The 25,835-nt window shown below is 64.4% G+C and carries 22 protein-coding genes; 6 read left to right on the top strand and 16 right to left on the bottom strand.

All coding sequences use genetic code 11. The features are described from left to right. Nucleotides 1-37 precede the first annotated feature (37 nt). Entirely contained in the window at nucleotides 38-1,219 is a 1,182-nt protein-coding gene (hsaA, locus tag J3S28_RS19745) for a 3-hydroxy-9,10-secoandrosta-1,3,5(10)-triene-9,17-dione monooxygenase oxygenase subunit (protein WP_207842426.1), read from the bottom strand. Nucleotides 1,220-1,485: 266 nt separating this feature from the next. Here hsaA and J3S28_RS19740 point away from each other — a divergent pair, with 266 nt between their 5' ends. Then, nucleotides 1,486-2,670, top strand: a complete 1,185-nt coding sequence (locus J3S28_RS19740) for a 3-ketosteroid-9-alpha-monooxygenase, oxygenase component (protein WP_207842482.1) — start codon at nucleotides 1,486-1,488, stop codon at nucleotides 2,668-2,670. 52 nt (nucleotides 2,671-2,722) lie between these two features. Then, nucleotides 2,723-3,082: a hypothetical protein gene (locus J3S28_RS19735; protein ID WP_207842425.1), complete on the top strand. Its 360-nt coding sequence runs from the start codon at nucleotides 2,723-2,725 to the stop codon at nucleotides 3,080-3,082. 32 nt (nucleotides 3,083-3,114) lie between these two features. Here J3S28_RS19735 and J3S28_RS19730 read toward each other — a convergent pair whose 3' ends face one another. The 6 genes from J3S28_RS19730 to J3S28_RS19705 form a co-directional block, all read right to left on the bottom strand. After that, nucleotides 3,115-4,083, bottom strand: a complete 969-nt coding sequence (locus tag J3S28_RS19730; RefSeq protein WP_207842424.1) for a hypothetical protein — start codon at nucleotides 4,081-4,083, stop codon at nucleotides 3,115-3,117. 73 nt (nucleotides 4,084-4,156) lie between these two features. Continuing rightward, entirely contained in the window at nucleotides 4,157-4,720 is a 564-nt protein-coding gene (locus J3S28_RS19725) for a hypothetical protein (protein WP_207842423.1), read from the bottom strand. Beyond that, nucleotides 4,717-5,715 (bottom strand): hypothetical protein, encoded by a 999-nt coding sequence (locus tag J3S28_RS19720; RefSeq protein ID WP_207842422.1) that lies wholly within the window; start codon nucleotides 5,713-5,715, stop codon nucleotides 4,717-4,719. Before J3S28_RS19720 ends, J3S28_RS19725 begins: the two co-directional genes overlap by 4 nt. A gap of 167 nt (nucleotides 5,716-5,882) precedes the next feature. Next, entirely contained in the window at nucleotides 5,883-6,959 is a 1,077-nt protein-coding gene (dmpG, locus tag J3S28_RS19715) for a 4-hydroxy-2-oxovalerate aldolase (protein ID WP_207842421.1), read from the bottom strand. Nucleotide 6,960: 1 nt separating this feature from the next. Then, entirely contained in the window at nucleotides 6,961-7,872 is a 912-nt protein-coding gene (locus tag J3S28_RS19710) for an acetaldehyde dehydrogenase (acetylating) (RefSeq protein ID WP_207842420.1), read from the bottom strand. A gap of 51 nt (nucleotides 7,873-7,923) precedes the next feature. After that, nucleotides 7,924-8,712: a 2-keto-4-pentenoate hydratase gene (locus J3S28_RS19705; protein ID WP_207842419.1), complete on the bottom strand. Its 789-nt coding sequence runs from the start codon at nucleotides 8,710-8,712 to the stop codon at nucleotides 7,924-7,926. 186 nt (nucleotides 8,713-8,898) lie between these two features. On the opposite strand from J3S28_RS19705, the gene kstD reads away from it, so the two are divergent. Next, nucleotides 8,899-10,650, top strand: coding sequence for a 3-oxosteroid 1-dehydrogenase (gene kstD / locus J3S28_RS19700; RefSeq protein WP_207842418.1), 1,752 nt, complete (start codon nucleotides 8,899-8,901; stop codon nucleotides 10,648-10,650). Continuing rightward, on the top strand, nucleotides 10,650-11,510 hold the full coding sequence (chsH3, locus tag J3S28_RS19695; protein ID WP_207842417.1) for an enoyl-CoA hydratase ChsH3: 861 nt from the start codon (nucleotides 10,650-10,652) through the stop codon (nucleotides 11,508-11,510). Before kstD ends, chsH3 begins: the two co-directional genes overlap by 1 nt. A gap of 82 nt (nucleotides 11,511-11,592) precedes the next feature. On the opposite strand, the gene J3S28_RS28620 is transcribed toward chsH3, so the two are convergent. Further along, entirely contained in the window at nucleotides 11,593-11,718 is a 126-nt protein-coding gene (locus tag J3S28_RS28620; RefSeq protein WP_272874219.1) for a hypothetical protein, read from the bottom strand. A gap of 205 nt (nucleotides 11,719-11,923) precedes the next feature. Here J3S28_RS28620 and J3S28_RS19690 point away from each other — a divergent pair, with 205 nt between their 5' ends. Continuing rightward, on the top strand, nucleotides 11,924-13,558 hold the full coding sequence (locus J3S28_RS19690) for an MFS transporter (protein WP_307797272.1): 1,635 nt from the start codon (nucleotides 11,924-11,926) through the stop codon (nucleotides 13,556-13,558). Here J3S28_RS19690 and J3S28_RS19685 read toward each other — a convergent pair. From J3S28_RS19685 to J3S28_RS19655, 7 genes are read right to left on the bottom strand one after another with little or no spacing between them, the layout of a single operon-like run. Next, nucleotides 13,555-15,177 carry an AMP-binding protein gene (locus J3S28_RS19685; RefSeq protein ID WP_207842415.1) on the bottom strand — a complete coding sequence of 541 codons (1,623 nt, stop codon included), beginning with the start codon at nucleotides 15,175-15,177 and terminating at the stop codon, nucleotides 13,555-13,557. The two genes, J3S28_RS19690 and J3S28_RS19685, sit on opposite strands and share 4 nt — an antisense overlap. Before the next feature lie 9 nt (nucleotides 15,178-15,186). Then, the gene (locus J3S28_RS19680) at nucleotides 15,187-16,359 is read right to left on the bottom strand and encodes a lipid-transfer protein (protein ID WP_207842414.1); all 1,173 of its coding nucleotides are present in this window, start codon (nucleotides 16,357-16,359) and stop codon (nucleotides 15,187-15,189) included. Next, nucleotides 16,356-16,814 carry a MaoC family dehydratase gene (locus J3S28_RS19675; RefSeq protein ID WP_207842413.1) on the bottom strand — a complete coding sequence of 153 codons (459 nt, stop codon included), beginning with the start codon at nucleotides 16,812-16,814 and terminating at the stop codon, nucleotides 16,356-16,358. The genes J3S28_RS19680 and J3S28_RS19675 overlap by 4 nt, the downstream gene beginning before the upstream one ends. Beyond that, a complete protein-coding gene (locus J3S28_RS19670) occupies nucleotides 16,811-17,824 on the bottom strand; it encodes a bifunctional MaoC family dehydratase N-terminal/OB-fold nucleic acid binding domain-containing protein (RefSeq protein WP_207842412.1) in 1,014 nt (337 codons plus the stop codon). The genes J3S28_RS19675 and J3S28_RS19670 overlap by 4 nt, the downstream gene beginning before the upstream one ends. Further along, the gene (locus tag J3S28_RS19665; RefSeq protein WP_207842411.1) at nucleotides 17,821-18,984 is read right to left on the bottom strand and encodes an acyl-CoA dehydrogenase family protein; all 1,164 of its coding nucleotides are present in this window, start codon (nucleotides 18,982-18,984) and stop codon (nucleotides 17,821-17,823) included. The genes J3S28_RS19670 and J3S28_RS19665 overlap by 4 nt, the downstream gene beginning before the upstream one ends. A 3-nt stretch (nucleotides 18,985-18,987) precedes the next feature. Continuing rightward, nucleotides 18,988-20,046 (bottom strand): acyl-CoA dehydrogenase family protein, encoded by a 1,059-nt coding sequence (locus J3S28_RS19660; protein WP_207842410.1) that lies wholly within the window; start codon nucleotides 20,044-20,046, stop codon nucleotides 18,988-18,990. 59 nt (nucleotides 20,047-20,105) lie between these two features. Further along, nucleotides 20,106-22,310 (bottom strand): acyl-CoA dehydrogenase family protein, encoded by a 2,205-nt coding sequence (locus J3S28_RS19655; RefSeq protein ID WP_207842409.1) that lies wholly within the window; start codon nucleotides 22,308-22,310, stop codon nucleotides 20,106-20,108. A 206-nt stretch (nucleotides 22,311-22,516) separates the two neighbouring features. Between J3S28_RS19655 and kstR the strand changes: the two genes are divergently transcribed. Continuing rightward, complete coding sequence (gene kstR / locus J3S28_RS19650) at nucleotides 22,517-23,170, top strand: cholesterol catabolism transcriptional regulator KstR (protein WP_207842408.1); 654 nt, start codon at nucleotides 22,517-22,519, stop codon at nucleotides 23,168-23,170. A gap of 67 nt (nucleotides 23,171-23,237) precedes the next feature. Here kstR and J3S28_RS19645 read toward each other — a convergent pair whose 3' ends face one another. Further along, on the bottom strand, nucleotides 23,238-25,772 hold the full coding sequence (locus J3S28_RS19645; protein WP_207842407.1) for an ATP-dependent Clp protease ATP-binding subunit: 2,535 nt from the start codon (nucleotides 25,770-25,772) through the stop codon (nucleotides 23,238-23,240). Between the last annotated feature and the right edge of the window lie 63 nt (nucleotides 25,773-25,835).

Raw genomic sequence — 25,835 nt, 5'->3', positions numbered from 1 at the left:
AAGTGGATGTGGCTGTGCTGGCGTGCACCGAGACGACTCAGACCATGGTGTCGCCGATCGGGATCCCGAACTCGCCGTTGCCGAATGCCACATAGGCACGCTCGGCGTCGTTTGCGGCGTGGACCCGCCCGGCGTGGGCGTCGCGCCAGAACCGCTGAATCGGGGTGTCACTGTCGAGCGCGTGCGCCCCCGAGTTCTCGAAGAGGCGGTCGATCGACGCCACGGCGCGGCCGGTGGCACGAACCTGGTCACGCCGAGTCTTCAGCCGCAGCTCCATCGGGACCTCTTCGCCGGCGACCAGCAGGTCGTACTCGGACTGGAGGTTGCCCGACAGCTGCGTCCAGGCCGCGTCGATGTCACTCGCTGCCTCGGCGATGCGCACCTTGGCGAACGGGTCGTCTTTCGCTTTCTCGCCGGCGTAGGCGGCACGCACGCGCTTGCCCTGATGCTCGACGTGCGCGGCGTAGGCGCCGTAGGCCATTCCGACGATCGGCGCAGAGATGACGCTGGGATGCACCGAGCCCCACGGCATCTTGTACACGGGCGCGGTGTTCTTCTCGAGTCCAGGAGCCGTACCGGTGCTCATCGCCCGGAAACTGAGCATCCGGTGACTGGGAACGAAGACGTCCTTGACGTCGATGGTGTTCGACCCGGTGCCCTTGAGGCCCACGACGTGCCACACGTCGCGAATCGTGTAGTCCGAGCGCGGGATCAGGAAGCTCACGAAATCGACGGGCTTGCCGTTCTTGATGACCGGACCACCGAGGACAACCCACTCCGCGTGACCGCATCCCGACGACCAGGCCCAGGAACCGTTGACTTTGTATCCACCCTCGACGACCTCTCCCACGCCCATCGGGGCGTACGAGGACGAGATGCGCACCGAGGTGTCTTCGCCCCAGACGTCTTCCTGTGCCTGCTGCGGAAAGAGCGCGAGGTGCCAGTTGTGCACACCGATGATGCTGGAGACCCATCCGGTCGAACCGCAGGCCGACCCGATGCGGCGCACGGCTTCGTAGAACGTCACCGGGTCGACCTGGTGGCCACCCCATTGCTCGGGCTGCAAGAGCCGGAAGAATCCGACGTCGGCCAGGGACGCGATCGTCTCATCCGGGATCTGCCGCAGGTCCTCGCATTCCTGGGCCCGTTGTTCGATCTCAGGTAGCAACGCGCTGATCTTCTCCAACACCTCTGCGCCCGCTCGGCTGCGATCACTCATCGAGCAACTCCTCGCTCTCGTTCCACTTCTTCGTTTCAAGACTAGAACACGTTCTCATTTATGTCGAGTGCTGGCCTTTTACGTCCCAATCGCGTGCAAAAGTGCCAATTGACTGGCATGACAGAACAGAGTTTTGTAACATGTTCTAGTAAGCGAAAGCGCTTAATCCGGTGGAGACACAGCCGCAGGCCGAGCTCGACCCGGGCAGACATGCAAACCGGCAGATGCGCAGCCATTCCGGCATCGCCGAACATAGGGAGCAGAACATGGTGGAGACGACGGCGAAGGCCGGGATCGACAACAATGCCGACGGCGGCGCTGTTCGCGAGATCGACACCGGCACGCCCCCGACGCGATTCGCCCGCGGCTGGCACTGCCTCGGCCTGCTGGCCGACTACGACGACGGCAAGCCCCACTCGGTGACGGTATTCGGAACCAAGCTCGTCGTGTGGGTCGCCGAGGGTGAACTGAAGATCCTCGACGCGTACTGCCGGCACATGGGCGGGGATCTCTCGCAGGGTTCGATCAAGGACGGCAACATCGCCTGCCCGTTCCACGACTGGCGCTGGAAGGCCAACGGCCGGTGTGCCGGCGTCCCGTACGCGAAGCGCGCCCCCAAGCTGGCCAAGACCCGGTCCTGGCCCGGGATGATCCGCAACGGCCAGGTGTTCGTCTACAACGATCCCGAGGGAAACCCCCCGCCAGACAACGTGGTGATCCCCGAACTCGACGAATTGAACAGCGATCAGTGGACCGGCTGGACCTGGAACACGATCGTGATCGAAGGCTCCAACTGCCGCGAGATCATCGACAACGTCGTCGACATGGCGCACTTCTTCTATGTCCACTACTCACTGCCGGACTACTTCAAGAACGTCTTCGAAGGCGAAACCGCCGCGCAGTACATGAATTCGCATGGCAGGCCGGACGTCGACATCATGACGGCGTACGGCGACACCAAGCTGGAATCGATTGCGGCATACTACGGCCCGGCCTACATGCTCAATCCGATGGTCCAGTACTACGGCGGATATGCGATCGAGACGATCCTGACGAACTGCCACTATCCGATCGACAACAACTCGTTCGTGCTGATGTACGGCGTGATCGCCAAGATCCCCGAGGGTCTCACCGCGGAGCAGGCAGATAAGATGGCCACGAAGATCACGGCAGGCATCGAGGTCGGTTTCCTCCAGGACGTCGAGATCTGGAAGCACAAGAGCCGCATCGACAATCCGTTGCTGGTCGAGGAAGACGGCCCGGTGTATCAGTTGCGCCGTTGGTACGAGCAGTTCTACGTCGACGTCGCCGATGTCACCGAAGAGATGACCCAGCGCTACGAGTACGAGATCGACACCACCAAGGCAGTCGAGAACTGGAACCTCGAGGTGCAGGAGAACATCCGGATCAAAGCCGAGCGCGCCGACGCCGACAAAGCGACAGCAACCTGATGAGGGAGTGGCGGGAAATCGGGTCGGGCTCCGCTGCGCTCCGTCTCCGATCATGACGGTCAGTTGGTCCAAGGCCCCGGATTTCACCGGAGATCCGGAGCGCAAGGCGGCTGTGGAAAAGGCCACCACCCGGGACAAAGAGCACTATCTGCGGGGTGGCCTCACCGAGATCGAATGCCGGACCTGCCACGCCTGCGTGATGGTGAAGAAGTACAGCCCGCATCACACGAGCGTGCAATGGACCTCACAGGCCCGGGACAACTGCCCCGAGTTCAAGGCGATTCGCGCCGAGGGCGGTAACCCCGCGATGTTGCCGACCTGCCCACGGATGTCGGCGAGCATCGATCACGGGGTGAGTGAGGGGATCGTCCCCAAGGAATCCCCCGACGTGGACCCCGACGGCTACTACTGACCGCCTGAGTTCTTCTGATCGCTCATGGCTGACTACTGCTGACCGTACGGCCCGAACTGCTGTCCCTGACCCGGACCGTGCTGGCCGTACCCATGTCCGGGTTGCTGACCATACCCTTGGCCCGGCTGCTGGCCGAAGCCCTGACCTGGTTGACCCTGGGGAGGGCCATAGTGCTGGCCTTGGCCGTATCCCTGAGATGGTTGTCGACCGTAACCTTGTCCCGGAGTGGGTCCGTACCCCGGAGGGGTCTGATTGCGCGGAGGGTGGCCCGCCGGCGACGTGAGCGCGAAGAACACCGATAGCCCGCCGGCGATCAGTGCGGCGAGCGCGCCGATGGTCACCAGCCAGAGTCCGAAGCCGGCATCCGAGATGTCGGAGTCACCGGAGTCGTCCAGTACCGCCCCCGCCGGGCTGAAGAGATAGACCAACGCCAGTATCGTCGCAATCAGGCCGAGCACCGTTGCGGTGATGGCGCCGATGCCCGGGAACTTGTTGATGATCAGCGGCACGGCCGCTGCAATGATCAGCACACCCAGGATCAGGGTGAAGATGCCGGGCGATTTGCTGCTGTCCTCCAGCAGTTGCGAGATCTCGTCGCTCCCCGAACCATCGAACGACACCGAACCCATACCTGATATCGAGACGCTCCCGAGCTCGTTGTCATCGGCCGCCCAGCTGAAGAAGCTGAACAGCACCATCAGCAGTCCGCCCACCGCCAGCGCGATACCGGTGAACTTCAACAGAGGATTCGACGACGCCGGCGCGAGCAGTCCGGACGCGGACGGTCGCCCGCCACCTGGCGCGCCGAACGCCGATTGATGGCCGGATTGTGACGGCGGGTAGCCACCAGGTTGGTAGCCGCTGCCGGATTGATAGCCGCCGGGTTGATGGCCACCTGCTTGGTATCCGCCCTGCGGCTGACCCGGCCCTCCGGGCGGAGGAAATCCACCCGGCTGACCGCCGGACGGAGGGAAGTTGCCGGGTGGTGGGCCGTAAGTCATCTGTCCCCCTACTGTGAGTGGTTCCACCCGTCCCGCGGGCGCTACTGATCGAAATCGATCGTAACGCGCGGACTCACCGGCCAGTCGACGCAGGCGCAGCCGGCGACCGGACGGCAAGCACGACCGCCCAGCCGGATACGACAAGAGCCACCACAGAACCCACGGCCACCAGGCAGAGTCCCCAGCCCACGTCGCCGATGGACGAGTCTCCCGCGTTCTCGATCAGGGCGTCGACAGGGTCGAAGAGGAAGAAGAGCACCCTGATCGTCGCAAGGAGAGCCAGCACAGCGGCGACCACGGCAGCGATTCCCGGGAACCGATTGAGGATCAACAACACCGCGGCGAGGATGAGCAGCACGCCGAAGACGGCCGTGGAGATCCCTGGTGATTTGCTGTTGTCTTCGAGTAGCTGCTCGAGTTCTCCTGAGCCGGAGCCGAATCCACCCTCGATCGACACCGACCCCATACCGGTCACCGCCGCGCTGAAGAGCTCGTCCTCGGCGGAGGCCCAGCTGAAGAAGCTGAAGATCACCATCGCGGCGCCCGCCACAGCAAGAACGGCACCGGCCGGCTTGAGCTTCGGATTCGCCGACCGCCGAGCACGTAGCCCGGAGCCGGACGCAGAGCCTTGGGTCATCGTCCGTCTTCTCCCTGCACGTCGGTTGGCGGCGCCGGAGCACGTCGCGGTGGCGGGCGCTGACCGGGCGGGACGCCCCTGCCCGGCGGGATCTGGCCAGGCGGTACAGGTCCCGGCCGCACCACTCGAGGAGGTAGATCTCTGCCTCTCGCAGGCTGATTCACGGTGGGATAAGAGTTCGGGAGGGGCCTGGGTGGCGGAGTCGGCCGGTATCCGGGTTGAGCGGGGGGTGGGCGTCGTCCCATCGGCCCATCGCCGCCACCCTGGCGGGCCCGATATCCCGGTTCCGGCCGGAAGTTCGGTCGAGATGCAGGTGCCGATACCGTCGGGCCCGGCCGGGCTCCGCTACGCCTCGCCGACGGTCTGGCCGGAGCCGCAGCCTCGGCCCTGCGCCTGGGCGCCGCGGTCTCCGTCGCCGGCGATCGCCCTCCGCGTAGCGCGATGATCGTCCCGAATCCAGACGCCGCCAGCGCACCGAACGCACCGAGGGTAACCAGCCACAATCCGAGTCCGGCGTAACCGATGCCGGTACTGCCGGTGCCCTCGAGCACGGCGTCACCCGGGGCGAACAGATACTCCAAAGACATGAACACCGCGATGAGCGCGAGGATGCTGCCTGCCGCGGCTCCGAGTCCGGGATAGCGGCCCAGCACCAGTGGTATCGCTGCGCCTACCAGCAGTGCACCCATCAGCGCCGTGAAGATTCCCGGTGACTTGCTGCGCTGGTCGAGTTCGGCCGCCACGTCAGCGGACCCACCCAAAGCCTGAGCGCGCGCCTCCGACGCCTCGAACGACACCGAACCCATCCCGGTCACCGACAAGCTCAACTCGTCGTCCGAGGCGCTCGCCCAGGTCAGAAAACTACAGACAACAACGAGCACACCCGCTGCGGCGAGCAGCAGACCGACGAAGCGCAACCGCGAATCGCCGGACGCCGATGCGAACAAACCACCGCCCGTCGTCGGGCGGCCGCCATCATCTCTCGCCGCGGGCACCGTGCGTGACCTGCGCCTCGAGGTCGTCCCCGCAGACTGCCAACCGCCGGAATCGACACGCGACCGGTCGTACGTCATGGGCCCTCACCGATCACCTCGCGTGGAGTCCGACTCGCATCCGAGTCGTCAATTCGGACAAATGGTAACCCGAGCCACCCGTTCAGGCGTCACACTCCCGCGTTGGCGTCCTGCTTTTTCTTCAGTTCGAGGGCGATGTCGATGAGCTGGTCCTCCTGGCCACCGACGAGCTTCCGGCTGCCGGCCTCCAACAAGATCTCCGCCGCCGACACCCCGTATTTCTCAGCGTGGCCCTCAGCGTGTTTGAGGAAGGAGCTGTAGCAGCCCGCATAACCCATCATCATCGCCGGCCGGTCGACGAGGCATTCGGTGGGCATCACCGGCCGCACGACGTCCTGGGCGGCGTCGGCGATCTTCATGAAATCGATGCCAGTGCTGATGCCGAGCTTGTCGCAGACCCCCACAAACGCCTCGACCGGCGTATTGCCCGCGCCTGCGCCGAATCGACGCACCGATCCGTCGATCTGTTGCGCTCCGGCCCGCACCGCCGCAACGGAATTGGCGACGGCGATGTCGAGGTTCTCGTGGCCGTGGAAGCCGATCTGCGCATCGTCGCCGAGCTCGGCTTTGAGCGCAGCCACCCGGTCCGAGACCTGCTCGAGGACAAGAGCTCCGGCCGAATCGACGACATAGACGCACTGACATCCGGCATCGGCCATGATCCGGGCCTGCTTGGCCAGCACCTCCGGCGGCTGACTATGCGACATCATCAAGAACCCCACGGTCTCCAGACCGAGTTCGCGGGCCAGCCCGAAGTGCTGGATTGACACGTCGGCCTCGGTGCAATGCGTCGCGATCCGGCAGATCTGGGCTCCGTTGTCCTGCGCGGCCCGGATGTCGTCCTTGATCCCCAGTCCGGGCAACATCAAGAACGCGATCTTCGCCGACGTCGCGGTCTCCACCGCCGCCTTGATCAGCTGCTGCTCAGGGGTTTTGGAAAAGCCGTAGTTGAACGACGAGCCGCCCAGACCATCACCGTGGGTCACCTCGATCACCGGCACGCCGGCTCCGTCGAGGGCGCCGACGATGTCGCGAACCTCCTGCTCGGTGAACTGGTGCCGCTTGTGATGGCTGCCGTCGCGCAGGGACGAATCTGTGATGCGGATGTCCAGGTTGTCGCTGTACTTGCGAGCACCGGCCATCACATCGGCTGAGTTGGCGAACATGTCACACACCTACCTTCGCTGCGAGCTTCTGCTTGGCGATCTCTTCGCCGACCTTGGTGGCGGCGGCGGTCATGATGTCGAGGTTGCCGGCGTAAGGCGGCAGGAAGTCCCCGGCGCCCTCGACCTCCACGAAGATCGACACCCTGGCCATGCCGCCGTTGCCGACACTGGGCGGGTCGAACTGCGGATCCTGCAGCAGCCGGTATCCGGGTACGTACTCCTGGATCTCCTTCTCCCGCCGGTGGATCGCGTCGGCGATCGCATCGATGTCCGCGTCCTCCGGGATGGCGCAGAAGATGGTGTCGCGCATGATCATCGGCGGATCAGCCGGATTCAAGATGATGATCGCCTTACCGCGATCGGCACCACCGATCGTCTCGATCCCGCGGGAGGTGGTCTTGGTGAACTCGTCGATGTTGGCGCGTGTGCCCGGGCCTGCGGACTCCGACGACACCGAGGCGACGATCTCCGCGTACACCACCGGGACAACCGATGACACGGCGTGCACCATCGGAATCGTCGCCTGACCACCACAGGTGATCATGTTCGTGTTGGGTGCGTCGAGGTGCTCGCGCAGGTTCGCGGGCGGCACGACGGCCGGACCCACCGCGGCCGGGGTGAGATCGATGGCGGTGATGCCCGCGGCCTCGTACTTCGGTGCGTATTCGCGGTGCACATAGGCCGACGTGGCCTCGAAGATGAGGTCGGGCTTCTCCGTGGACGCGAGCAGTTCGTCGGCGCCGCCGGCCATGGTGATCAGTCCGCGGTCGGCGGCCCGCTTCATGCCTTCGGAATCGGCATCGATGCCGACCATCCACCGCGGCTCGATGACCTCTGACCGCGCCAATTTGTACATCAGATCTGTACCGATGTTGCCCGACCCGATGATCGCGGCGGTGACCTTGTCTGACACTGGATGCTCCTGACGTAAAAGTTGTGAAAGTGTGAAAACCAGAGTTCGGGCTCAGGTGAAGTCGAGAGTGACACTGCCCAAGCCGACGAAGTCGGCCACGAAGTGGTCGCCCGATCGGATGTCGATCGCGCGCGTCGCCGTCCCCGGCAGGATCACGTCGCCTTTGCGCAAGCGCACCCCGAAGCTCTCGACCTTGCGTGCCAGCCACGACACAGCCGTGAGCGGGTGTCCCAGGACCGCGCTCGAGTTGCCCTCGGCGATCAATTCCCCGTTGCGATGCAGTGTCGCGTCGATGTTCCCGGTGTCGATGTCAGCGATCTTCACCCGCTGCTCCCCCAGCACCCAGCCACATGACGACGCGTTGTCAGCGATCGTGTCGGGCAGCGAGATCTTCCAGTCCCTGATCCGGGAATCGATCAACTCGATCGACGGCACCACCCACTCGACCGCTGCGATCACGTCGTCGTTGGTGCATCCCGCGCCGGGCAGGTCCGCGCCCAGGATGAAGCCGACTTCCACCTCCACCCGCGGAAAACAGAACTTCGTGGCATCGATGGGGGTGTGCTCGTGGTACTCCATCACATCGAGCAGATGGCCGTAGTCGGGCTCATCGACGCCCATCATCTTCTGCATCGCCTCCGAGGCGAGCCCGACCTTGTGGCCTGCGACTCTTGCCCCGGCATCAAGGCGCTTGCGAATGTTGATCAACTGGATCTCATAGGCGTCGGTGGCGTCGATGTCGGGAAACGCAACTACCGGCGGGTCGATGGCCACTGCCGTCGCCTCCGCCCTGGCCAGTTCGTCGGCGATCTGGTGACGCTGCTGGTCGGTGATCGTCATGGTCTGCCTCGCTCTCCTGCCGGGCCCAGCGAACTGGAACATGTTTCTGTTTTGCCGTACATCAGGCACTCGCCAACGCCTTCCAGGCTGGTATAGCCTGCCTAGTGAGTCACTTTATAACGTGTTCTACCTTGTCGGTAGAAGTCGGCCGGCTTGAGAGACGTTTTCGGCGCAAAGGGGTAATTGATGACCAGTTCGGACCACACTGGATCTGGACAGACCGGATCGGGGCAGACCTCGGTGGACGAGACCTTCGATGTGATCGTGGTCGGTGCCGGTGGCGCCGGGATGAGCACGGCGATCACCGCCGCGGCACATGGCCTCGACACCGTGATCATCGAGAAATCCGCGTACTGGGGCGGGTCGACCTCCCGCTCCGGCGGCGGCGTGTGGATCCCGAACAACCAGGTGCTCCAGCGCGACGGCGTGAAAGACGATCCCGACGCCGCGCGGACGTACGTGCGCTCGATCGTCGGCGACGGTGTCGCCCCAGAACGAATCGACGCCTACATCGACCGCGGACCCGAGGCGCTGGCATTTCTTACGGAGCACTCGAAGCTCGAACTCGAGTGGGTCAAAAACTACTCGGACTACTATCCGGAGGCTCCGGGAGGTCGCGTGGGCGGGCGTTCGTGCGAGCCGAAGCCGTTCGATTCCCGCAAGCTCGGCGACGACTTCAAGACGCTGCACCCGCCGTACACGAAGTCTCCGCTGAACGTGGTCGTGATGCAGTCGGACTACCGCTGGCTGAGCACCGGCCTACGGCACTGGAAAGGCCCGCTGCGTGCGGTGAAGGTCGGATCGCGTTTTATCTGGGCGAAGCTCACCGGCAAGAAGCTCATCGCCATGGGGGCCGCCCTGATGGGCGAGCTGCTCCTGGGGGTACGTCAGGCCGGAATCCCGTTGCGCTTGAACACGCCCCTCGTGGATCTCGTCACCGAAGGTGGCCGGGTCGTCGGCGTCGTCGTCGAATCCGACGGACAGACGAAGACGCTGCGCGCCCGCCAAGGTGTGGTCCTGGCTTGCGGCGGATTCGAGCACAACGACGAGATGCGCCACAAGTACCAACGCGAGCCCATCGGTTCGCAGTGGACCACGGGCGCCGAGTCCAACACCGGTGACGGCATCAATGCGGGCCTGAAGATCGGTGCGGGAGTGAGTTACATGGAAGACGCGTGGTGGGGGCCGACGATTCCGCTGCCGCGCGGCCCGTGGTTCGCGCTGTCCGAGCGGGCCCTGCCAGGCAGTTTCATGATCAACGATCGCGGCCGGCGATTCATGAACGAGTCGCTGCCCTATGTCGAGGCCGTCCACCAGATGTACGGTGGCGAGTTCGGGCAGGGTGAGGGCCCTGGCGAAAACCTGCCCTGTTGGCTCGTCTTCGACCAGACCTACCGCAATCGGTACATGTTCGCGTCGGTCTCTGGCCGACAGCCGTTGCCGGGCAAATGGTTCAAGTCCGGTGTGATCACGAAGGCAGACAGTCTCGCCGACCTCGCGGAAAAGATCGGCGTTCCGGCAGACGGTTTGACTCAGACCGCAGAGCGATTCAACGCCTTCGCCGCTGCAGGCAAGGACGAAGATTTCGGGCGCGGCGTGAGCCAGTACGACCACTACTACGGCGACATCACCAACAAGCCCAATCCGAGCCTTGGGCCCCTGAAGAAGGGACCGTTCTATGCGGTGAAGATGGTGCCGGGCGATCTGGGCACCAAGGGCGGCATCAACACCGATGCGGCAGGCCGGGCGCTGCGGGCGGACGGCTCCGTGATCGACGGTCTGTATGCCGCCGGCAACACCAGCTCGCCGGTGATGGGCCACACCTATGCCGGGCCAGGAGCCACCATCGGACCTGCCATGGTGTTCGGATACCTTGCCGCCCTGGACATTGCGACCAATGCGCAGAGGGCCCGCGCCACCGAAGAGAAGGCAGGCTGATGCCGATCGATCCCGCCGTCGCCCTCGGCGCCGTGGTGGCCAAGGAGACCTTCAGCTGGAATGCCTCCGACGTCGCGCTCTACAACCTCGCCGTGGGTGCGGGGTCCGACCCGCTGAACGCCGCCGGACTGGCCTACCTCGACGACCAGCGGCCGAAGGTTCTTCCCGCCTTCGCCACGGTCGCTGCCCACTTCCACGAGACCGAGCCACCGAAGGTATCCAAGCCGGGTATCGAGATCGACCTGGGCTCGGTGGTGCACGGGGCGCAGGAAGTGCAGGTGCACAAACCGATTCCGGCGGCGGGTACGGCGACCACCACCACGACGATCGTCGAATTGCAGGACAAGGGTTCGGCCGCGGTCATCGTCGAAGAGTTCGTCACGGTGGACGAAGCAGGCGAGCCGCTGTGGACTGCCCGGTCATCCATCTTCTGCAAGGGCGCAGGCGGTTTCGGAGGTGAACGCGGCACCTCTGACAAGATCACCTATCCCGACCGCGAACCCGATCACGTCATCGAAGAGAAGACCCTTCCGCAGCAGGCACTGCTGTACCGACTGTGTGGAGACCGCAATCCGTTGCACTCCGACCCCGCGTTCGCAGAGAAGGCCGGATTTCCGCGGCCGATCCTGCATGGGCTGGGTACCTACGGGATCGTGCTCCGCACGCTGATCGATCAACTCCTCGACGGCGACGTCGAACGCGTCGCAAGCTACGGCGCAAAGTTTGCCGGGGTCGTGTTTCCCGGTGAAACGCTACGTATCAAGGTGTGGGACGACGGCAACCGATACCTGATCTCGGTGTCGGTCGCAGACCGCGAGGACGCTCCGGCCCTCGGGAACGTAGTGCTCACCAAGAAGTAGAGATGGGCAGCTGGGACCTCGCTCAGCAATCTGCTCTATCTCGTGAAACCTCGCGAGGGGGCGCAGTTGTGCGAGCGAGGCCTCAGGCGGCGCTCATGAATATTGCGACGAGTCCGACGATGACGGCCACGAGCGAAGCCAGCATCGTGAGTACCCGCCATAGGCGGAGTTTGACTGCGGAGACATCGTTGACCTGAGATGCGGCCATCGGATTCCCTCTCGTCCGAGTGCGGCCGGTCCGGTTGGCTCGGCCATACCAGCAACATGGCGATTTCAGTTACCAGTGTGACTAATGTGACACAAGAGGCAGAGATACTGTGGAAGCCACACCGTACGTAGTGATAACGGTTACACAACGCGAAGTCCCGATGTCAGCCGGGTGTTCTGGCTAGGTTGGATAAATGGAATCAACGGTGGGGGCATCACCAAACGACAAAATCGGATTTCGGACTGTCTGGCTCATCTTTGTCGCATGTGTGGCGGTCAGCATGGTCATCGCGGCGATGGCGTCCCTCAATACGGCCATCCCGGATATTGCGCCTGCAGTTCAGGCGAATTCGAATCAGGTGACATGGCTGATCGACGGATACACGCTCACACTTGCCGCACTGCTGCTCCCTGCCGGTGCCATCGGCGACCGGTTCGGACGTCGAGAAGTACTCATCGGCGGACTTGTCGTGTTCGCGATAGGTTCGTTACTCCCGATTTGGGTGTCTGACCCCACCCAATTCATCGCCGCCCGATGCTTGACAGGGGTAGGTGCGGCCTTCGTGATGCCCGCAACGCTGTCGTTGATCACGTCCGGTGTACCAGACGCCAAACGACCCCTTGCGGTAAGCATCTGGGCGGGTGTTGCGGGCGTCGGAGGCATCGCAGGATTCTTTGTCACCGGCGTCTTACTGGAATTCTTCAGTTGGCATTCCATCTTTCTGACATTCGCCATCGCAGCCGCGGCCACCGCCGCATTGTCCTGCACCATCGCAACGTCGAGAGATTCGACCTCCCCGCGATTCGACTGGTGGGGGTCGGCGACCTCAGCGCTGGCCGTCGCTCTGCTGGTGTTTGCGCTCATCGAATCACCCCATCGCGGGTGGTTCGATCCACTGACCCTGATCGCTTTTGTTGCCGGCATCGGTCTCGTCGCACTCTTCTGGTATTCGCAGCTTCATCGCCCCGAGCCGTTGCTCGACGTGAGGCTGTTCAGAAACCGTGCGTTCGCTGCAGGCTCATTCAGCGTGGCCGTGCAGTTCATGGCGGCGTTCGGGTTGTTCTTGGTGTTGTTGCAATATCTCCAACTGGTATTCGGTTACTCGCCACTCAAATCGGCAGTCGCGCTGTTCCCGATGGTCATAGTCGTCATGGTCTGCTCGCTGATCGGCAATTGGATAGCGGTGAAGGTCAATCTGCGAATCATTTTGGCGGCCGGAATGTTCGTGATGGGCGTCGGCGTGATGCTGATCGGTCTGATTCACCACTCGGAATACTGGACCGTCGCAGTCTGCCTCATCGTCTTTGCTCTGGGCCTGGGTATCGCTACAGCACCGTCGACGACTGCGATCATGGTCAATACCCCGGCGGACAATCAAGGGGTCGGTTCCGCGATCAACGACACCTCACGCGAACTCGGGTCGGCGATCGGAATCGCCATCGCGGGAAGCCTTCTGGCCTCCGGCTACACCCGCGACGTGAGCGCCACCGCAGATACCGCCCAGGCCGAGCTGCGGCAGACCGCAGCCCAGCTGGAATCCGCGGGCCAACTTGGGCAGGCACAGGAGGTGGCGGCCGCCGCCGGCAGCATCAAGGAACACATCACCAATACCCTGGCAGAGGCACTTCAAGTCGCCGAGCGGCTTGCTCCGGGACAGCCAGAGCTAGCGAACAGTATCGCCGACGGCGCGAAGGATGCTTTCATCGGTCCCATGAACACGGCGTCCATCACACTCGGCGCCCTCAGTATCGTGGCCGCAGTACTGCTGGCAATCTTTGCCCCCAATCGGATGGAACCCGTGGCGGAACCCGACAGGGTTGCCGACTCCGCACGGAGCTAGGCCGGCGCGCCCGCCGCGTCGAGTGCTGCCTGCTTCGCCCACTTGTAATCCGCTTTACCGGCAGGCGTCCGCTTGATCTCGTCGACGATGACGAGGAGACGAGGAATCTTGTACCCCGCGAGCATCGTTCGGCAGTGTGCCTGGATCTCGTCGAGTCCGGGTTCGGGGACACCTGGGCGGATCGCGACGACCGCCGAGACCTTCTGCCCCATCCGTTCGTCCGGCGACGGCACCACCAGCGCATCTGCCACCGCGGGATGGGCGTGCAGACACGCCTCGACCTCTTCGGCGTACACCTTCTCGCCTCCGGTGTTGATGCACTGGGACCCTCGACCGAGGAACACGATCGTGCCGTCGGCCTCGACCAGTCCCATGTCGCCGAGCACCGCGACCCTGGTGCCGTCCGCGAGCTGCGGAAAGGTGCGCGCAGACTTCTCCTCGTCGCGGTAGTAGCCCAACGGCACCCGGCCGATCCGCGCGATCATCCCCACGTCCTCGGATCCCGGTGGGATCACGTTGAGTTTCTCGTCGAGCACCGACATCTTCGACGAAGGCGGCATCGCCAGAGTGCCATCTTCGCGCACCTCGAACGCGCCGTCATTGCCCGTCTCCGAAGCACCGAAGTTGTCCCGCAGCACCAGATCCGGCTTGACCGCCAGCATCCGCTCACGTACTCCCACCGACCAGATCGCGCCGCCCGAGGTGATCGAGAACAGGGTGGAAAGATCTACCTCATCCTTCAACTTCTCCATGGCGTCGGCGAGCGGCGAGCCCATGCCATCACCCACGATGAGCACCACGTTGACCTTGTCGGCTTCGATCGATCGGACGACCTTCTCCGGGTCGAATCCGCGCATCAGTACCAGGCGGGCACCGAGCGTCAGGAAGGTGAACAGCGAGTAGAGGGCCGCCCCGTGCATCAACGGCGCCGCGATCAGGAATGACAGACCCGGGAATTCCTTTGCCGCCGCGCCGACTTCGGCGAGGTCCTTCCGTGGGTTCTCGTCATAGGGGTTTCCACCGGACAACGGCTTGTGGAAGAAGTCGTCGTGACGCCACATGACCCCCTTGGGATAACCGGTGGTCCCGCCGGTGTAGAGAACCCACAGTTCGTCGCCGGTGCGGGGTTCGAAGTCGCGCTCGTCTGAGTATCCGGACGGATCGAAGGGCTGCACCGTGACGCCGGAGTCAGCGGCCGCCGCAGCGAGCCCCTCGGTGATGTCGCCGATCACGAAAATGGTTCGCAAGGTGGGGATCGAGGCGACGATCTGAGCGAGGTTGTCCTGGTGCTCGGCCTCTTCGACGACGATCGCCACCGAATCGGAGTTCTCGAAGATGTACAGGAGCTCTGCCGGGGTGTAGCGGTAGTTGATGTTGATGGGTACCGCACGGATCTTGATGACTCCCAAGATGGTGTCCACGTGTTCCACGCTGTTCTTGAGGAACAGGGAGACGTGGTCGCCGGCGCCGATCCCGGCGGCGGTCAGCATGTGCGCGACCCTGTTCGCCTCCACCTCCAGCTGGTGGTAGCTGTGGTCGACACCCTCATACGTCAGCGCGATGGTGTCGGGGACCGAATCCACGACAGTTTCGAACACGTCAGCAAGATTGAACGCCATGCGAAGCTCCTAAGCCGTGAGAACCAAACCACTTGTGGGAACCCCGGTTCCGGCGGTGACCACGACTTTACGTGCCCCCGGGACCTGGTTGACCGATTTTCCGCGAAGTTGCCGGACGGCTTCGGCGATGCCGTTCATGCCATGGATGTACGCCTCACCCAGTTGACCACCGTGGGTGTTGAGCGGTAGTCGCCCGCCCACCTCGAGAGCTCCCGGTTCGCGGACGAAATCTTTCGCTTCACCGCGCCCGCAGAACCCGAGTTGCTCGAGTTGCATCAGGGTGTACGGCGTGAAGTGGTCGTACAGGATCGCGAGATCGACATCATCGGGTCCGAGGCCCGACTGCTGCCACAGTTGCCGGCCGACGAGTCCCATCTCGGGCAATCCGGCCAGATCGTCGCGGTAGTAGCTGGTCATGATGTATTGATCTTCACCGCTGCCGGACGCGGCCCCGGCGATGATCGCTGGGGTGTGCGGCAGCTCTTTGGCCCGTTCTGCCGACACGATCACGAATGCGACGCCACCGTCGGATTCCTGGCAGCAATCGAGGAGATGGAGCGGCTCTGCGATGTACCGGGAATTCTGATGATCTTCGAGCGTGATCGGTTTGCCGTAGAAGAACGCTTCCGGGTTGACGGCGGCATGCTTGCGGTCGACGACCGAGATGCGCCCGAAATCTTCGCTGGTGGCGCCGTATTCGTGCATGTATCGCTGGGCCACCATGGCCACGAAGGCGGCGGGAGTACTCAGCCCGTGCGGATAGCTGAACGCATTGTCGGTCCCCGAGGAGTTGTCCTGTGCCACCAGTGAGGTGTTGACCTGACCGAACCGCATACCGGATCGCTCATTGAATGCGCGATAGGCGACCACGACGTCGGCCACACCGGTGGCCACTGCCATGGCGGCCTGTTGCACAGTGGAACATGCTGCGCCGCCGCCGTAGTGGATGCGGGAGAAGTACGTCAGCTCTCCGATGCCGGACGCCCTGGCGACTGCGATCTCGGTGTTGGTGTCCATGGTGAACGACACCAGTCCGTCGACGTCTGCAGGTGTCAGGCCGGCGTCGGCGACGGCAGCCGTCACCGCCTCGGCCGCGAGACGGAGCTCGCTGCGCCCGGAGTTCTTCGAGAAGTCGGTGGCGCCGATCCCGGCGATGGCCGCCTTGCCGGACAATCCACTCACTGTGCCACTCCTGCTTCACTTCTGGACCCGGATACTCCAGCGACGGTGTGATCCATCACCAGCGTCACCACCGACGTGACGTGGTTTCCGAGACTGTCCTTACCGATCACCTCGACGGTCACGAGATCGCCGTCCACCTCAGACACCGTGCCCGTGAGGGTCAACGTGTCGTAGGCGTACCAGGGGACTCCGAGCCGGAGTTTGATCGAACGGATCTGGGCTCGCTGACCCGCCCAGTCGGTGATGTACCGCTGAACCAGGCCGGTGTCGGTCAGGATGTTGACGAAGATGTCCTTCGACCCCTTGCTGTGTGCAAGGTCGCGGTCATGATGGACGTCCTGGAAGTCCCTGGTGGCCAACGCGGTCGACACCACGAAAGTCGGTGTCGCGGTGACGGTGAGTTGTGGGAGTTCGGTCCCGACAACGGCTTCCGGGGGTGTCACGGGAACGGTCATGAAAGCTCTCCTGCCGGTTGCCACGAGTACAACGTCCACGCCTCGGTGCGTGCGGACCCGTCGGCCGGGAAATCGAGAAACTCGACCTGGACGGGCAGGCCGACGATGACCTGCGCCGGATCGATCCCGCGGAGTTCACCGAGCAACCGCACCCCTTCGTCGAGTTCCACCAGGGCGATGACGAACGGGAGTGTGCGGCCCGGTACCTGCGGAGCATGGTGCACCACATAGCTGTAGACGGTGCCACGGCCCGAGGACACCACGTAGTCGGTGCTCTCCCCCTTCGGTTTCCACAGCGCCGGGACCGGCGGGTGCCGCAGCGATCCGTCCTCGACCTGCTGGATCCGGAGCTCGTGTTCGCGGACCCCATCCCAGAAGAACAACGTGTCGAGGGACGGTGTGGGACGCATCATCTTCGTCGGGTCCACATCGTCGGTTGCGACTCCGAGTGACGAGATCACCTCGCCGCCTGACGAATCCGGCTTGGCGGCCTTCTCAGTCGGCCGGAACTTCAGGATGCGAAAATCCATTTCGGCGACGACTTCGTCACCGACCTTCCAGATGTTCTTGGTGGTGAAGAACCACCCCTCGCCCAGCGCGGTCTGTTTGGGCCCGACGACATCGGTGAGCGCGGCTTCGATGGTCACCTCTTCGCCGGGCGTGGTGTACCGGTGATAGGTGGAGTCGCAGTTGGTCGCGACCACCGACGAGTATCCGGCCGCATCGAGGATCTCTGTCACCTGACCCAGCGGATCATCGGCGGCGCGAACGCCGTTCAGGCCGCGCATGGTCCAGACCTGCGCCATCGCCGGCGGTGCGACCACATCGTCATATCCGGCGGAGCGGGCGGCATCGGGGTCGACGTAGATGGGGTTGGTGTCTCCGATCGCCTCGACCCAGTTGTTGATCATCGGGGTGTTGATCGGGTCGCGCCCGGCTTGCGGAGCACTCGTACCCGCCGCGCGCACCTCGTCGGTGGCCGCCAGGATCGCGGCCCGGCCGTCGCTCATCGTTTACCCCTGGGAAGACCGAGGCCTGCGGTCGCGATCATCTCTCGCATGACCTCGTTCACGCCGCCGCCGAAAGTGATGACGACGTTGCGCTTGGCCTGCACGTCGAACCAGTCGGCGAGCTCTGCCGTCGCGGGGTCCGAGAAGTCGCCATGACGGCCCAGGATCTCGTCGATCAACCTGTGTACGTGCTGCAGTCGTTCGGTGGCAAACACCTTGGTCGCGGCCGCGTCGGCCATGGAGATGGAGTCGCCACCGGAAGCGACCTGCCAGTTCAGCAGCTCGTTGATCCGGTAGTAGGCGTGCAGTTCGGCCAGCGCCCGGCGCACGTCCGTGTGTTTGCCCGGTACCGTGCCGTCCGGCCCCGGCCGATTCGCCCAGTCGGTGATGCGGGCCAGCAGTCCGTCGAGCCGACCGGCCGGCCCGAGCATCACGCGTTCGTGGTTGAGCTGCGTGGTGATCAGGCGCCATCCACCGTTCACCTCGCCCACGACCATGCCCGCCGGGACGCGGACGTCCGAGTAATACGTGGCGTTCACATGGTGAGCTCGGTCGGCGGTGATGATGGGGGTCCAGCTGTAGCCGGGATCCTTGGTGTCGACGATGAGCATCGAGATGCCCTTGTGTTTCGCGACATCCTTGTCGGTGCGGACCGCCAGCCAGACATAATCCGCGTCGTGACCGCCGGTGGTGAAGATCTTCTGGCCGTTGACGATGTATTCGTCGCCGTGTCGCACTGCACTGGTCTTGAGCGAGGCGAGGTCGGTCCCCGCATCGGGTTCGGTGTAACCGATGGCGAAGTGGACCTCGCCGGCGAGGATATCGGGAAGGAAGCGTTGCTTCTGTTCGTCGGTGCCGTAGGCCTGCAACGTCGGCCCGACCGTTTGCAGTGTCACCGCGGGCAGCGGGATGTCGGCACGCGCTGCCTCGTTGACGAAGATCTGCTGCTCTATCTGGCCGAACCCTCTGCCGCCGTACTCTTTTGGCCAACCGACTCCGAGCCAGCCGTCGCTGCCCATCTGCCGGATGACCTTGCGATAGGTCGGGCCATGCCGCTCGGTGAGCATCGTGACCGCGTCCTCCGGCGACACCAGATTCGAAAAATACTCGCGCAGCTCCATTTTCAGAGCCCGCTGTTCGGGGGTCAGATCGATGAACATCTTCTACGCTCCTGCCTCAACCTGTTGCGCCAGGGCGTCGAGCCGGCCGGTGGGTCCACCGACGAGCCGGGCCAGGTCCTTGGCGATGGAAAAGTAGCGGTGCAGTGGGTACGTGAGGTCCACTCCGACGCCACCATGCAGGTGGATCATCGTCCGCATGGTCGCCGGGATCTCCTGAGCCAGCCAGTAGCCGGAGAGCGCCAGATCAGTTCCGGCGTCGAGCCCCTCGGCGAGCCGCCAGCCCGCGGACGTGGTCGCCAAAGTCATCGACCGGGCCACGACGTAGATGTCGGCGAGTTGTTGCTGTACGGCTTGGAAGGTGCCGATCGGCTTGTCGAACTGGATGCGTTCGGACACGTGGGTAGCCGTGAGCTTCATGGCGCCCGCGATCAGTCCGTCGGCGTAGGCGGCCAGGCCCAGACTGTGATGCTGCTCGAGCCAGGTCGGGTCGCCGTCGATGATGGTGTCCGCAGCAACGTCGGTGAACACCACGGCGTACTCCCCCCAGCCTGACGACGACGTGGTGCGGGTGATCCGAACGCCGGGGGCGTCGGCGGGAACCACCACGACGCCGACATCAGCGGAGACGAGAATCGCGGAGGCGCCCTCGGCGTGCAGTACGCCGGTCTTGACACCGGAGAGAGTGCCGCCCGAGACCGAGGTGTGCGGAGTATCTGTCAGGGCCGACCCCGGTTCGCTGACCGCCGTCGCCAGCCAGCCACCCGCCTGGACCTTCGCCCCCAGATCCACCGCCAACTCGGGCGCACGCTGCGCCAAGGGCGCCAGACCAGCGATCAACGTTCCGATCGCAGGCGTCACCGCGGCGGCATGACCCAGGGCCGTGGGGATCGGGATCAGCCCGCCCACCGCGACGTCGTCGCCCCCGGACGCCTCGGGCAGCGGCAGTGCCAACAGCCCCGACTCGGCAAGCGATGCCCACAGCGGGGTCTCGAAGCCACCGACGTCGGCAAGCGCCGCATCCCAGATCGACTCGTGACGTTGCAGGACGGAGTCGATGACATCACTCACAGTTTCAGCTGTGGAGTCGCGCGTGAAGTCCACTATTTACACCTCTTCAGCGAATTAGAACCTGTTCTAGTTGTATCAGAGATTGGGACCCCTCAGCGAGGCAATCCCAGGAGCCGTTCGGCGGCGGCGGTGGCGAGGATCTGGGTGGTACCACCTGCGATCGACAGGCACCTGTTCAAGAGAAAATCTTGCGAAGCCGCCGACTGCGCCAACCCGTCGACACCGTGGAGTTGCTGCGCGAACTCGGGCACTGCCTGGCGGTGCCGGACGCCGATCAGCTTCCGCACGCTCGAGGCTGCCCCCGGATCGGTCCCGTTGATCGAGCTCAGCACGGACCGGAAGTCGAGCACCTGACCGAGTTGAGCCTGAGAGATGAGTTCACCGAGCGTCTCGAGCTGTGATCCGGTCAGTTCGACGCCGTCGATCTGCTCGAGCAGCGCTTCCATCTCCTTGCCGAGCGCCGATCCACCCATCGCCACACGCTCGTTGGCGAGGGTGGTGCGGGCCAGCCGCCAGCCGTTGTTCAGCTCACCGACCAGGCAGTCGTCCGGGACGAACACGTCGTCGAGGAACACCTCGTTGAACAGGGCCCGGCCGGTGATCTCCCGCAGCGGACGGGTCTCGATCCCGTCCGACCGCATGTCGACCAGAAAATACGAGATGCCTTTGTGCTTCGGCGCCTCGGGATCCGTCCGGGCCAGGCAGATGGCCCAGTCGGCGTCGTGCGCATGCGAGGTCCACACCTTCTGTCCCTGCAGGGTCCAGCCGCCGTCGACGCGGGTGGCCTTGGTGCGCAGGGCCGCCAGGTCGGAGCCGGCGCCGGGCTCGGAGAACAGCTGGCACCACATGACCTCACCATCGAGGGTCGGCCGGACGAAACGCTCACGCTGGTGGTCGGTGCCGTGTTCGATGATCGTCGGGATGGCCCATCCGGCGATCACCAGATCGGGTCTGCGCACCCCGGCGCGATCGAGTTCTTCGTCGATCAGCACCTGACTGGTCGGGTCGGCGCCGAGCCCGTACGGCGCCGGCCAGTGTGGCGTCAGGTATCCGCTCGCGGCCAGCGCCTTCCGCTGATCGTCGGCGGCCGCGATGGTCTCGGCCTCTGCGCGGACCTCTCGGCGCTGCCCCTCGGCTCCCGACAGATCGACCCGCAGGGTGCGCCGCACACCGTTCCGATTGAGCTCGGCCACCCGTGCGTGCCACCGCTCGGGGGTTCCGAGCTGCGCCTGCCAGGCCAGCGCCCGTCGCAGATAAAGGTGGGCGTCGTGTTCGAACGTGAACCCGATGCCGCCGAGGATCTGGATGCAGTCTTTTGCGTTCGCGACCACCATGTCCGAGACAGCCACTGCCGCGACTGCGGCGCTGATCTCGACCTGGTCGGCGGCGCCGGTGCGGGCAGGCCCGTCGGCCTCGGTGAGGTCGTCGACTGCGGACGCGAGGTCCCAGGCCGCGGCACCGACCTGCTCGCTCCGGCAGAGCATCTCCGCACAGATGTGTTTGACTGCCTGGAAGCTGCCGATGGGCGCCCCGAATTGCTCGCGTACCTTCGCGTACTCGACAGCGGTGTCCAGGGTCCAGCGCGCGACGCCCGCCGCCTGTGCTGCGATGACGGCGATGATCGCGGCCCGGACGAACGCGTCGGAGACGTGCAGGACGTCGTGCGCCGGGATCACCACATCGTCCAGCCGGACCCGGGACAGCGCCATCGAGAAGTCGAGGGCATCGACCGGTTCGGACTCGATCCCGGCGGTTCCCGGCTCGAGCAGAACCCAGCGATGACCACCGGCGATGTCGATCGGCGCGAGTAGCGCGACGTCGGGTGAGTATCCGGCCACCAGACCGAGGTCGCCGGATGCCGACAAGACCCCGCGGCCGGCCTCCACCGCGCCCGGCGCGACGGCCCCGGCCAGGACGGAGGTCGCCACCGCCGCACCGACCTCGCCCGCGATCAGTTGAGCGAGTAACGCGTTCTCGTTCGGCGCGCCCGAGACAGCCGTGAGCAGGGCGCTCAGCGCGGTGCCGGCCACCGGGCCTGGAACCAGGTCGTGACCGGTCTGCTCAAGCATCACCGCGAGATCGACGAACTGCGCGTCCATCCCGCCCTTCTGTTCGGGTACTGCGGCCGCGAACACGCCCAGCTCTGCCAATTCCCGGAACAGCGCAGGCCAGGGTTCGGCGGCCACGTCCGATCCCGGCTCACCGGCCCGCGCCGTCGTGATGACAGACACCTTTTTTGACCACTGACCAATTGCGTCGGCGACGGCGGTATGTTCTGGGGTGGTAGCAAGAGTCACGGAAGTCTTTCCTTGCCTGCTCGAGGTTGTCGGTGCGTGGTAGAACCTGTTCTAATATTGCACGTCTGCCGGGGCAGAATGAAGGGGACCGTGTCGCAGAGTCCAGAAAGTCGCGTTTTCGCTGCCAGCGATTAACGTGGGGTGGACGAGCGACCTGCTCGACGAGAGATCGACAAACCGACAGATGAGAAAGTGGGGACGCCCCGATGGCTAGCCCGATTCCGGCCGGCAACTCGGCCAGCGACGTGGCCGTCGGGTCCGACGTGGACCTCGGGTCCAGCGCCCAGCGTGAACGCCGCCGCCGCATACTCGATGCGACACTCGCCCTGGCGTCCAAGGGCGGTTATGACGCCGTGCAGATGCGCGCCGTGGCCGACCGCGCCGACGTCGCAGTGGGAACCCTCTATCGGTATTTCCCGTCCAAGGTTCATCTCCTCGTCACCGCGCTCGCCCGAGAGTTCGAGGCGGTCGAGAGCCGGGCGGACAAGACCAGGCTGCGCGGCAACACGGCCCTGGAACGGCTGCGCCACGTGCTGGACATGATCACCCTTGCGATGCAACGTGATCCGCTGCTGACCGAGGCGATGACGCGGGCATTCATGTTCGCCGATGCCTCCGCGTCGGCCGAGGTCGACAAGGTCGCGCTGATCATCGACCGGCTCCTGGCCAACGCCATGGTCGAAGGCGAACCCACCGAGCTCGATCTGAAGATCGCGCGCGTGGTGTCCGACGTCTGGATGTCGAATCTCGTGCAGTGGCTGACCCGCCGGGCGTCCGCGACCGACGTCACCAACCGGCTCGAGCTCACGATCACCCTGCTGCTCGCCGGCCGCGATCAGGATCCCGACGTCAAAGACTGACCCGCTCGATACAAGCACAAGGGGCGCAACCACTTTCGTGGTTGCGCCCCTTGTGTCTCAGTTGTTCCTAGTCGGAGTCACCGGTCTTGGCGAGTTCCACCGGGGTGTCGGGAAGCGCGATCGGCTTCTTCGAACCCTTGAAGGTGAACTTGGCGTCTTCGCCTTCGCCCTCGCCGTCCCAGTTCTCGACGTCGACGAGGATGATCTCGCCGGCACCGATCTCGTTGAACAGGATCTTCTCGGACAGCTGATCTTCGATCTCGCGCTGGATGGTGCGACGCAGTGGCCGCGCACCCAGGACCGGATCGAATCCGCGCTTCGCGAGCAGGCTCTTGGCCTTGTCGGTCAGCTCGAGAGCCATGTCCTTGTTCCGCAACTGTGTCTCGACGCGGGCGATCATGAGATCGACCATCTTGATGATCTCGTCCTTCGTGAGCTGGTGGAACACGATGACGTCGTCGATACGGTTCAGGAACTCGGGCCGGAAGTGCTTCTTGAGCTCGTCGTTGACCTTCTGCTTCATCCGCTCGTAGTTCGAGCCCTCCGCATTCGACTGCGAGAAGCCCAGACCCACGGCCTTCGAGATGTCACCGGTACCGAGGTTCGAGGTGAAGATCAGCACAGTGTTCTTGAAGTCGACCGTACGACCCTGACCGTCGGTGAGACGGCCGTCTTCGAGGACCTGCAGGAGCGTGTTGTAGATCTCCTGGTGGGCCTTCTCGATCTCGTCGAACAGGACTACGGAGAACGGCTTGCGGCGCACCTTCTCGGTGAGCTGGCCGCCCTCTTCGTAACCCACGTAGCCGGGAGGGGCACCGAAGAGCCGCGACGCGGTGAAGCGGTCGTGGAACTCACCCATGTCGATCTGGATGAGCGCGTCGTCCTCGCCGAAGAGGAAGTTGGCAAGGGCCTTGGAGAGCTCGGTCTTACCGACACCGGACGGGCCGGCGAAGATGAACGAACCGGACGGGCGCTTGGGGTCCTTCAGACCGGCGCGGGTACGGCGGATCGCCTTCGACACTGCCTTGACGGCCTCGGTCTGCCCGATGATCCGCTTGTGCAGCTCCTCCTCCATACGGAGCAGACGCGTGGTCTCCTCTTCGGTGAGCTTGAAGACGGGGATGCCGGTCCAGTTACCCAGAACCTCGGCGATCTCGTTGTCATCGACCTCGGCGACGATGTCCATGTCGCCACTGCGCCACTGCTTTTCACGCTCGGCGCGCTCGGTGACGAGCTGCTTCTCCTTGTCGCGCAGGTTCGCGGCCTTCTCGAAGTCCTGGGCGTCGATCGCCGATTCCTTCTCTTTGCGGGCGTCGGCGATCTTGTCGTCGAACTCGCGCAGATCTGGTGGTGCGGTCATCCGGCGGATACGCATCCGGGCGCCGGCTTCGTCGATCAGGTCGATCGCCTTGTCCGGCAGGAACCGGTCGTTGATGTAGCGGTCGGCCAGGGTGGCGGCCGCGGTCAGCGCGCCGTCGGTGATCGAGACGCGGTGATGCGACTCGTAGCGATCGCGCAGACCCTTGAGGATCTGGATCGTGTGCTCGACGCTGGGCTCGCCGACCTGGACCGGCTGGAAGCGGCGCTCGAGTGCGGCGTCCTTCTCGATGTACTTGCGGTACTCGTCGAGGGTGGTGGCACCGATGGTCTGGAGCTCACCGCGGGCCAGCTTGGGCTTGAGGATGCTCGCGGCGTCGATGGCACCTTCGGCAGCACCTGCACCGACGAGTGTGTGCAGCTCGTCGATGAACAGGATGATGTCGCCGCGGGTGTTGATCTCCTTGAGCACCTTCTTGAGGCGCTCTTCGAAGTCACCGCGGTAGCGGCTGCCTGCGACCAGCGAACCGAGGTCGAGGGTGTAGAGCTGCTTGTCCTTGAGGGTCTCGGGAACGTTCCCGTTCACGATCGCCTGGGCCAGGCCCTCCACGACGGCGGTCTTACCGACGCCGGGCTCACCGATCAGCACCGGGTTGTTCTTGGTGCGCCGGCTGAGCACCTGCATCACGCGCTCGATTTCCTTCTCACGGCCGATGACCGGATCGAGCTTGCCGTCGGCGGCCGCAGCGGTGAGGTTGCGACCGAACTGGTCGAGCACGAGCGACGTCGACGGGGTGCCGGCCTCCGTGCTGCGTCCGCCGGTGCCGGCTTCCTGGGGCTCCTTGCCCTGGTAACCCGACAGCAGCTGGATGACCTGCTGGCGCACCCGGTTGAGGTCGGCGCCGAGCTTGACCAGCACCTGGGCTGCAACACCCTCGCCCTCACGGATGAGGCCGAGCAGGATGTGCTCGGTACCGATGTAGTTGTGGCCGAGCTGGAGGGCCTCGCGCAGTGAGAGCTCGAGTACCTTCTTGGCCCGGGGGGTGAAGGGGATGTGTCCCGAGGGTGCCTGCTGGCCCTGGCCGATGATCTCTTCGACCTGGCTGCGCACACCTTCGAGGGAAATTCCCAACGACTCGAGGGACTTGGCGGCGACGCCTTCACCCTCGTGGATCAGCCCGAGCAGGATGTGCTCGGTGCCGATGTAGTTGTGATTGAGCATCCGCGCTTCTTCTTGGGCCAGGACGACAACCCGACGAGCGCGGTCGGTGAACCGTTCGAACATTGTTCTCCCTTACGTTTCTAGGGTCGATCGTTTTCTGGGGTTGATCTACGGCTTCGTCCACCA

Origin of the sequence: Williamsia soli, assembly GCF_017377795.1 — a bacterium.
GTDB lineage: Bacteria > Actinomycetota > Actinomycetes > Mycobacteriales > Mycobacteriaceae > Williamsia > Williamsia soli.
Note: the sequence above shows the minus strand (reverse complement) of the source record. Positions and strands in the feature narration are given on the sequence as shown.

What these genes read in the sequence shown, in the direction of transcription:
- hsaA (WP_207842426.1), bottom strand. Translation starts at nt 1,219, where the DNA reads ATGAGTGATCGCAGCCGAGCGGGCGCAGAGGTGTTGGAGAAGATCAGC.
- J3S28_RS19740 (WP_207842482.1), top strand. Translation starts at nt 1,486, where the DNA reads ATGGTGGAGACGACGGCGAAGGCCGGGATCGACAACAATGCCGACGGC.
- J3S28_RS19735 (WP_207842425.1), top strand. Translation starts at nt 2,723, where the DNA reads ATGACGGTCAGTTGGTCCAAGGCCCCGGATTTCACCGGAGATCCGGAG.
- J3S28_RS19730 (WP_207842424.1), bottom strand. Translation starts at nt 4,083, where the DNA reads ATGACTTACGGCCCACCACCCGGCAACTTCCCTCCGTCCGGCGGTCAG.
- J3S28_RS19725 (WP_207842423.1), bottom strand. Translation starts at nt 4,720, where the DNA reads ATGACCCAAGGCTCTGCGTCCGGCTCCGGGCTACGTGCTCGGCGGTCG.
- dmpG (WP_207842421.1), bottom strand. Translation starts at nt 6,959, where the DNA reads ATGTTCGCCAACTCAGCCGATGTGATGGCCGGTGCTCGCAAGTACAGC.
- J3S28_RS19705 (WP_207842419.1), bottom strand. Translation starts at nt 8,712, where the DNA reads ATGACGATCACCGACCAGCAGCGTCACCAGATCGCCGACGAACTGGCC.
- kstD (WP_207842418.1), top strand. Translation starts at nt 8,899, where the DNA reads ATGACCAGTTCGGACCACACTGGATCTGGACAGACCGGATCGGGGCAG.
- chsH3 (WP_207842417.1), top strand. Translation starts at nt 10,650, where the DNA reads ATGCCGATCGATCCCGCCGTCGCCCTCGGCGCCGTGGTGGCCAAGGAG.
- J3S28_RS28620 (WP_272874219.1), bottom strand. Translation starts at nt 11,718, where the DNA reads ATGGCCGCATCTCAGGTCAACGATGTCTCCGCAGTCAAACTCCGCCTA.
- J3S28_RS19685 (WP_207842415.1), bottom strand. Translation starts at nt 15,177, where the DNA reads ATGGCGTTCAATCTTGCTGACGTGTTCGAAACTGTCGTGGATTCGGTC.
- J3S28_RS19675 (WP_207842413.1), bottom strand. Translation starts at nt 16,814, where the DNA reads ATGACCGTTCCCGTGACACCCCCGGAAGCCGTTGTCGGGACCGAACTC.
- J3S28_RS19670 (WP_207842412.1), bottom strand. Translation starts at nt 17,824, where the DNA reads ATGAGCGACGGCCGGGCCGCGATCCTGGCGGCCACCGACGAGGTGCGC.
- J3S28_RS19665 (WP_207842411.1), bottom strand. Translation starts at nt 18,984, where the DNA reads ATGTTCATCGATCTGACCCCCGAACAGCGGGCTCTGAAAATGGAGCTG.
- kstR (WP_207842408.1), top strand. Translation starts at nt 22,517, where the DNA reads ATGGCTAGCCCGATTCCGGCCGGCAACTCGGCCAGCGACGTGGCCGTC.
- J3S28_RS19645 (WP_207842407.1), bottom strand. Translation starts at nt 25,772, where the DNA reads ATGTTCGAACGGTTCACCGACCGCGCTCGTCGGGTTGTCGTCCTGGCC.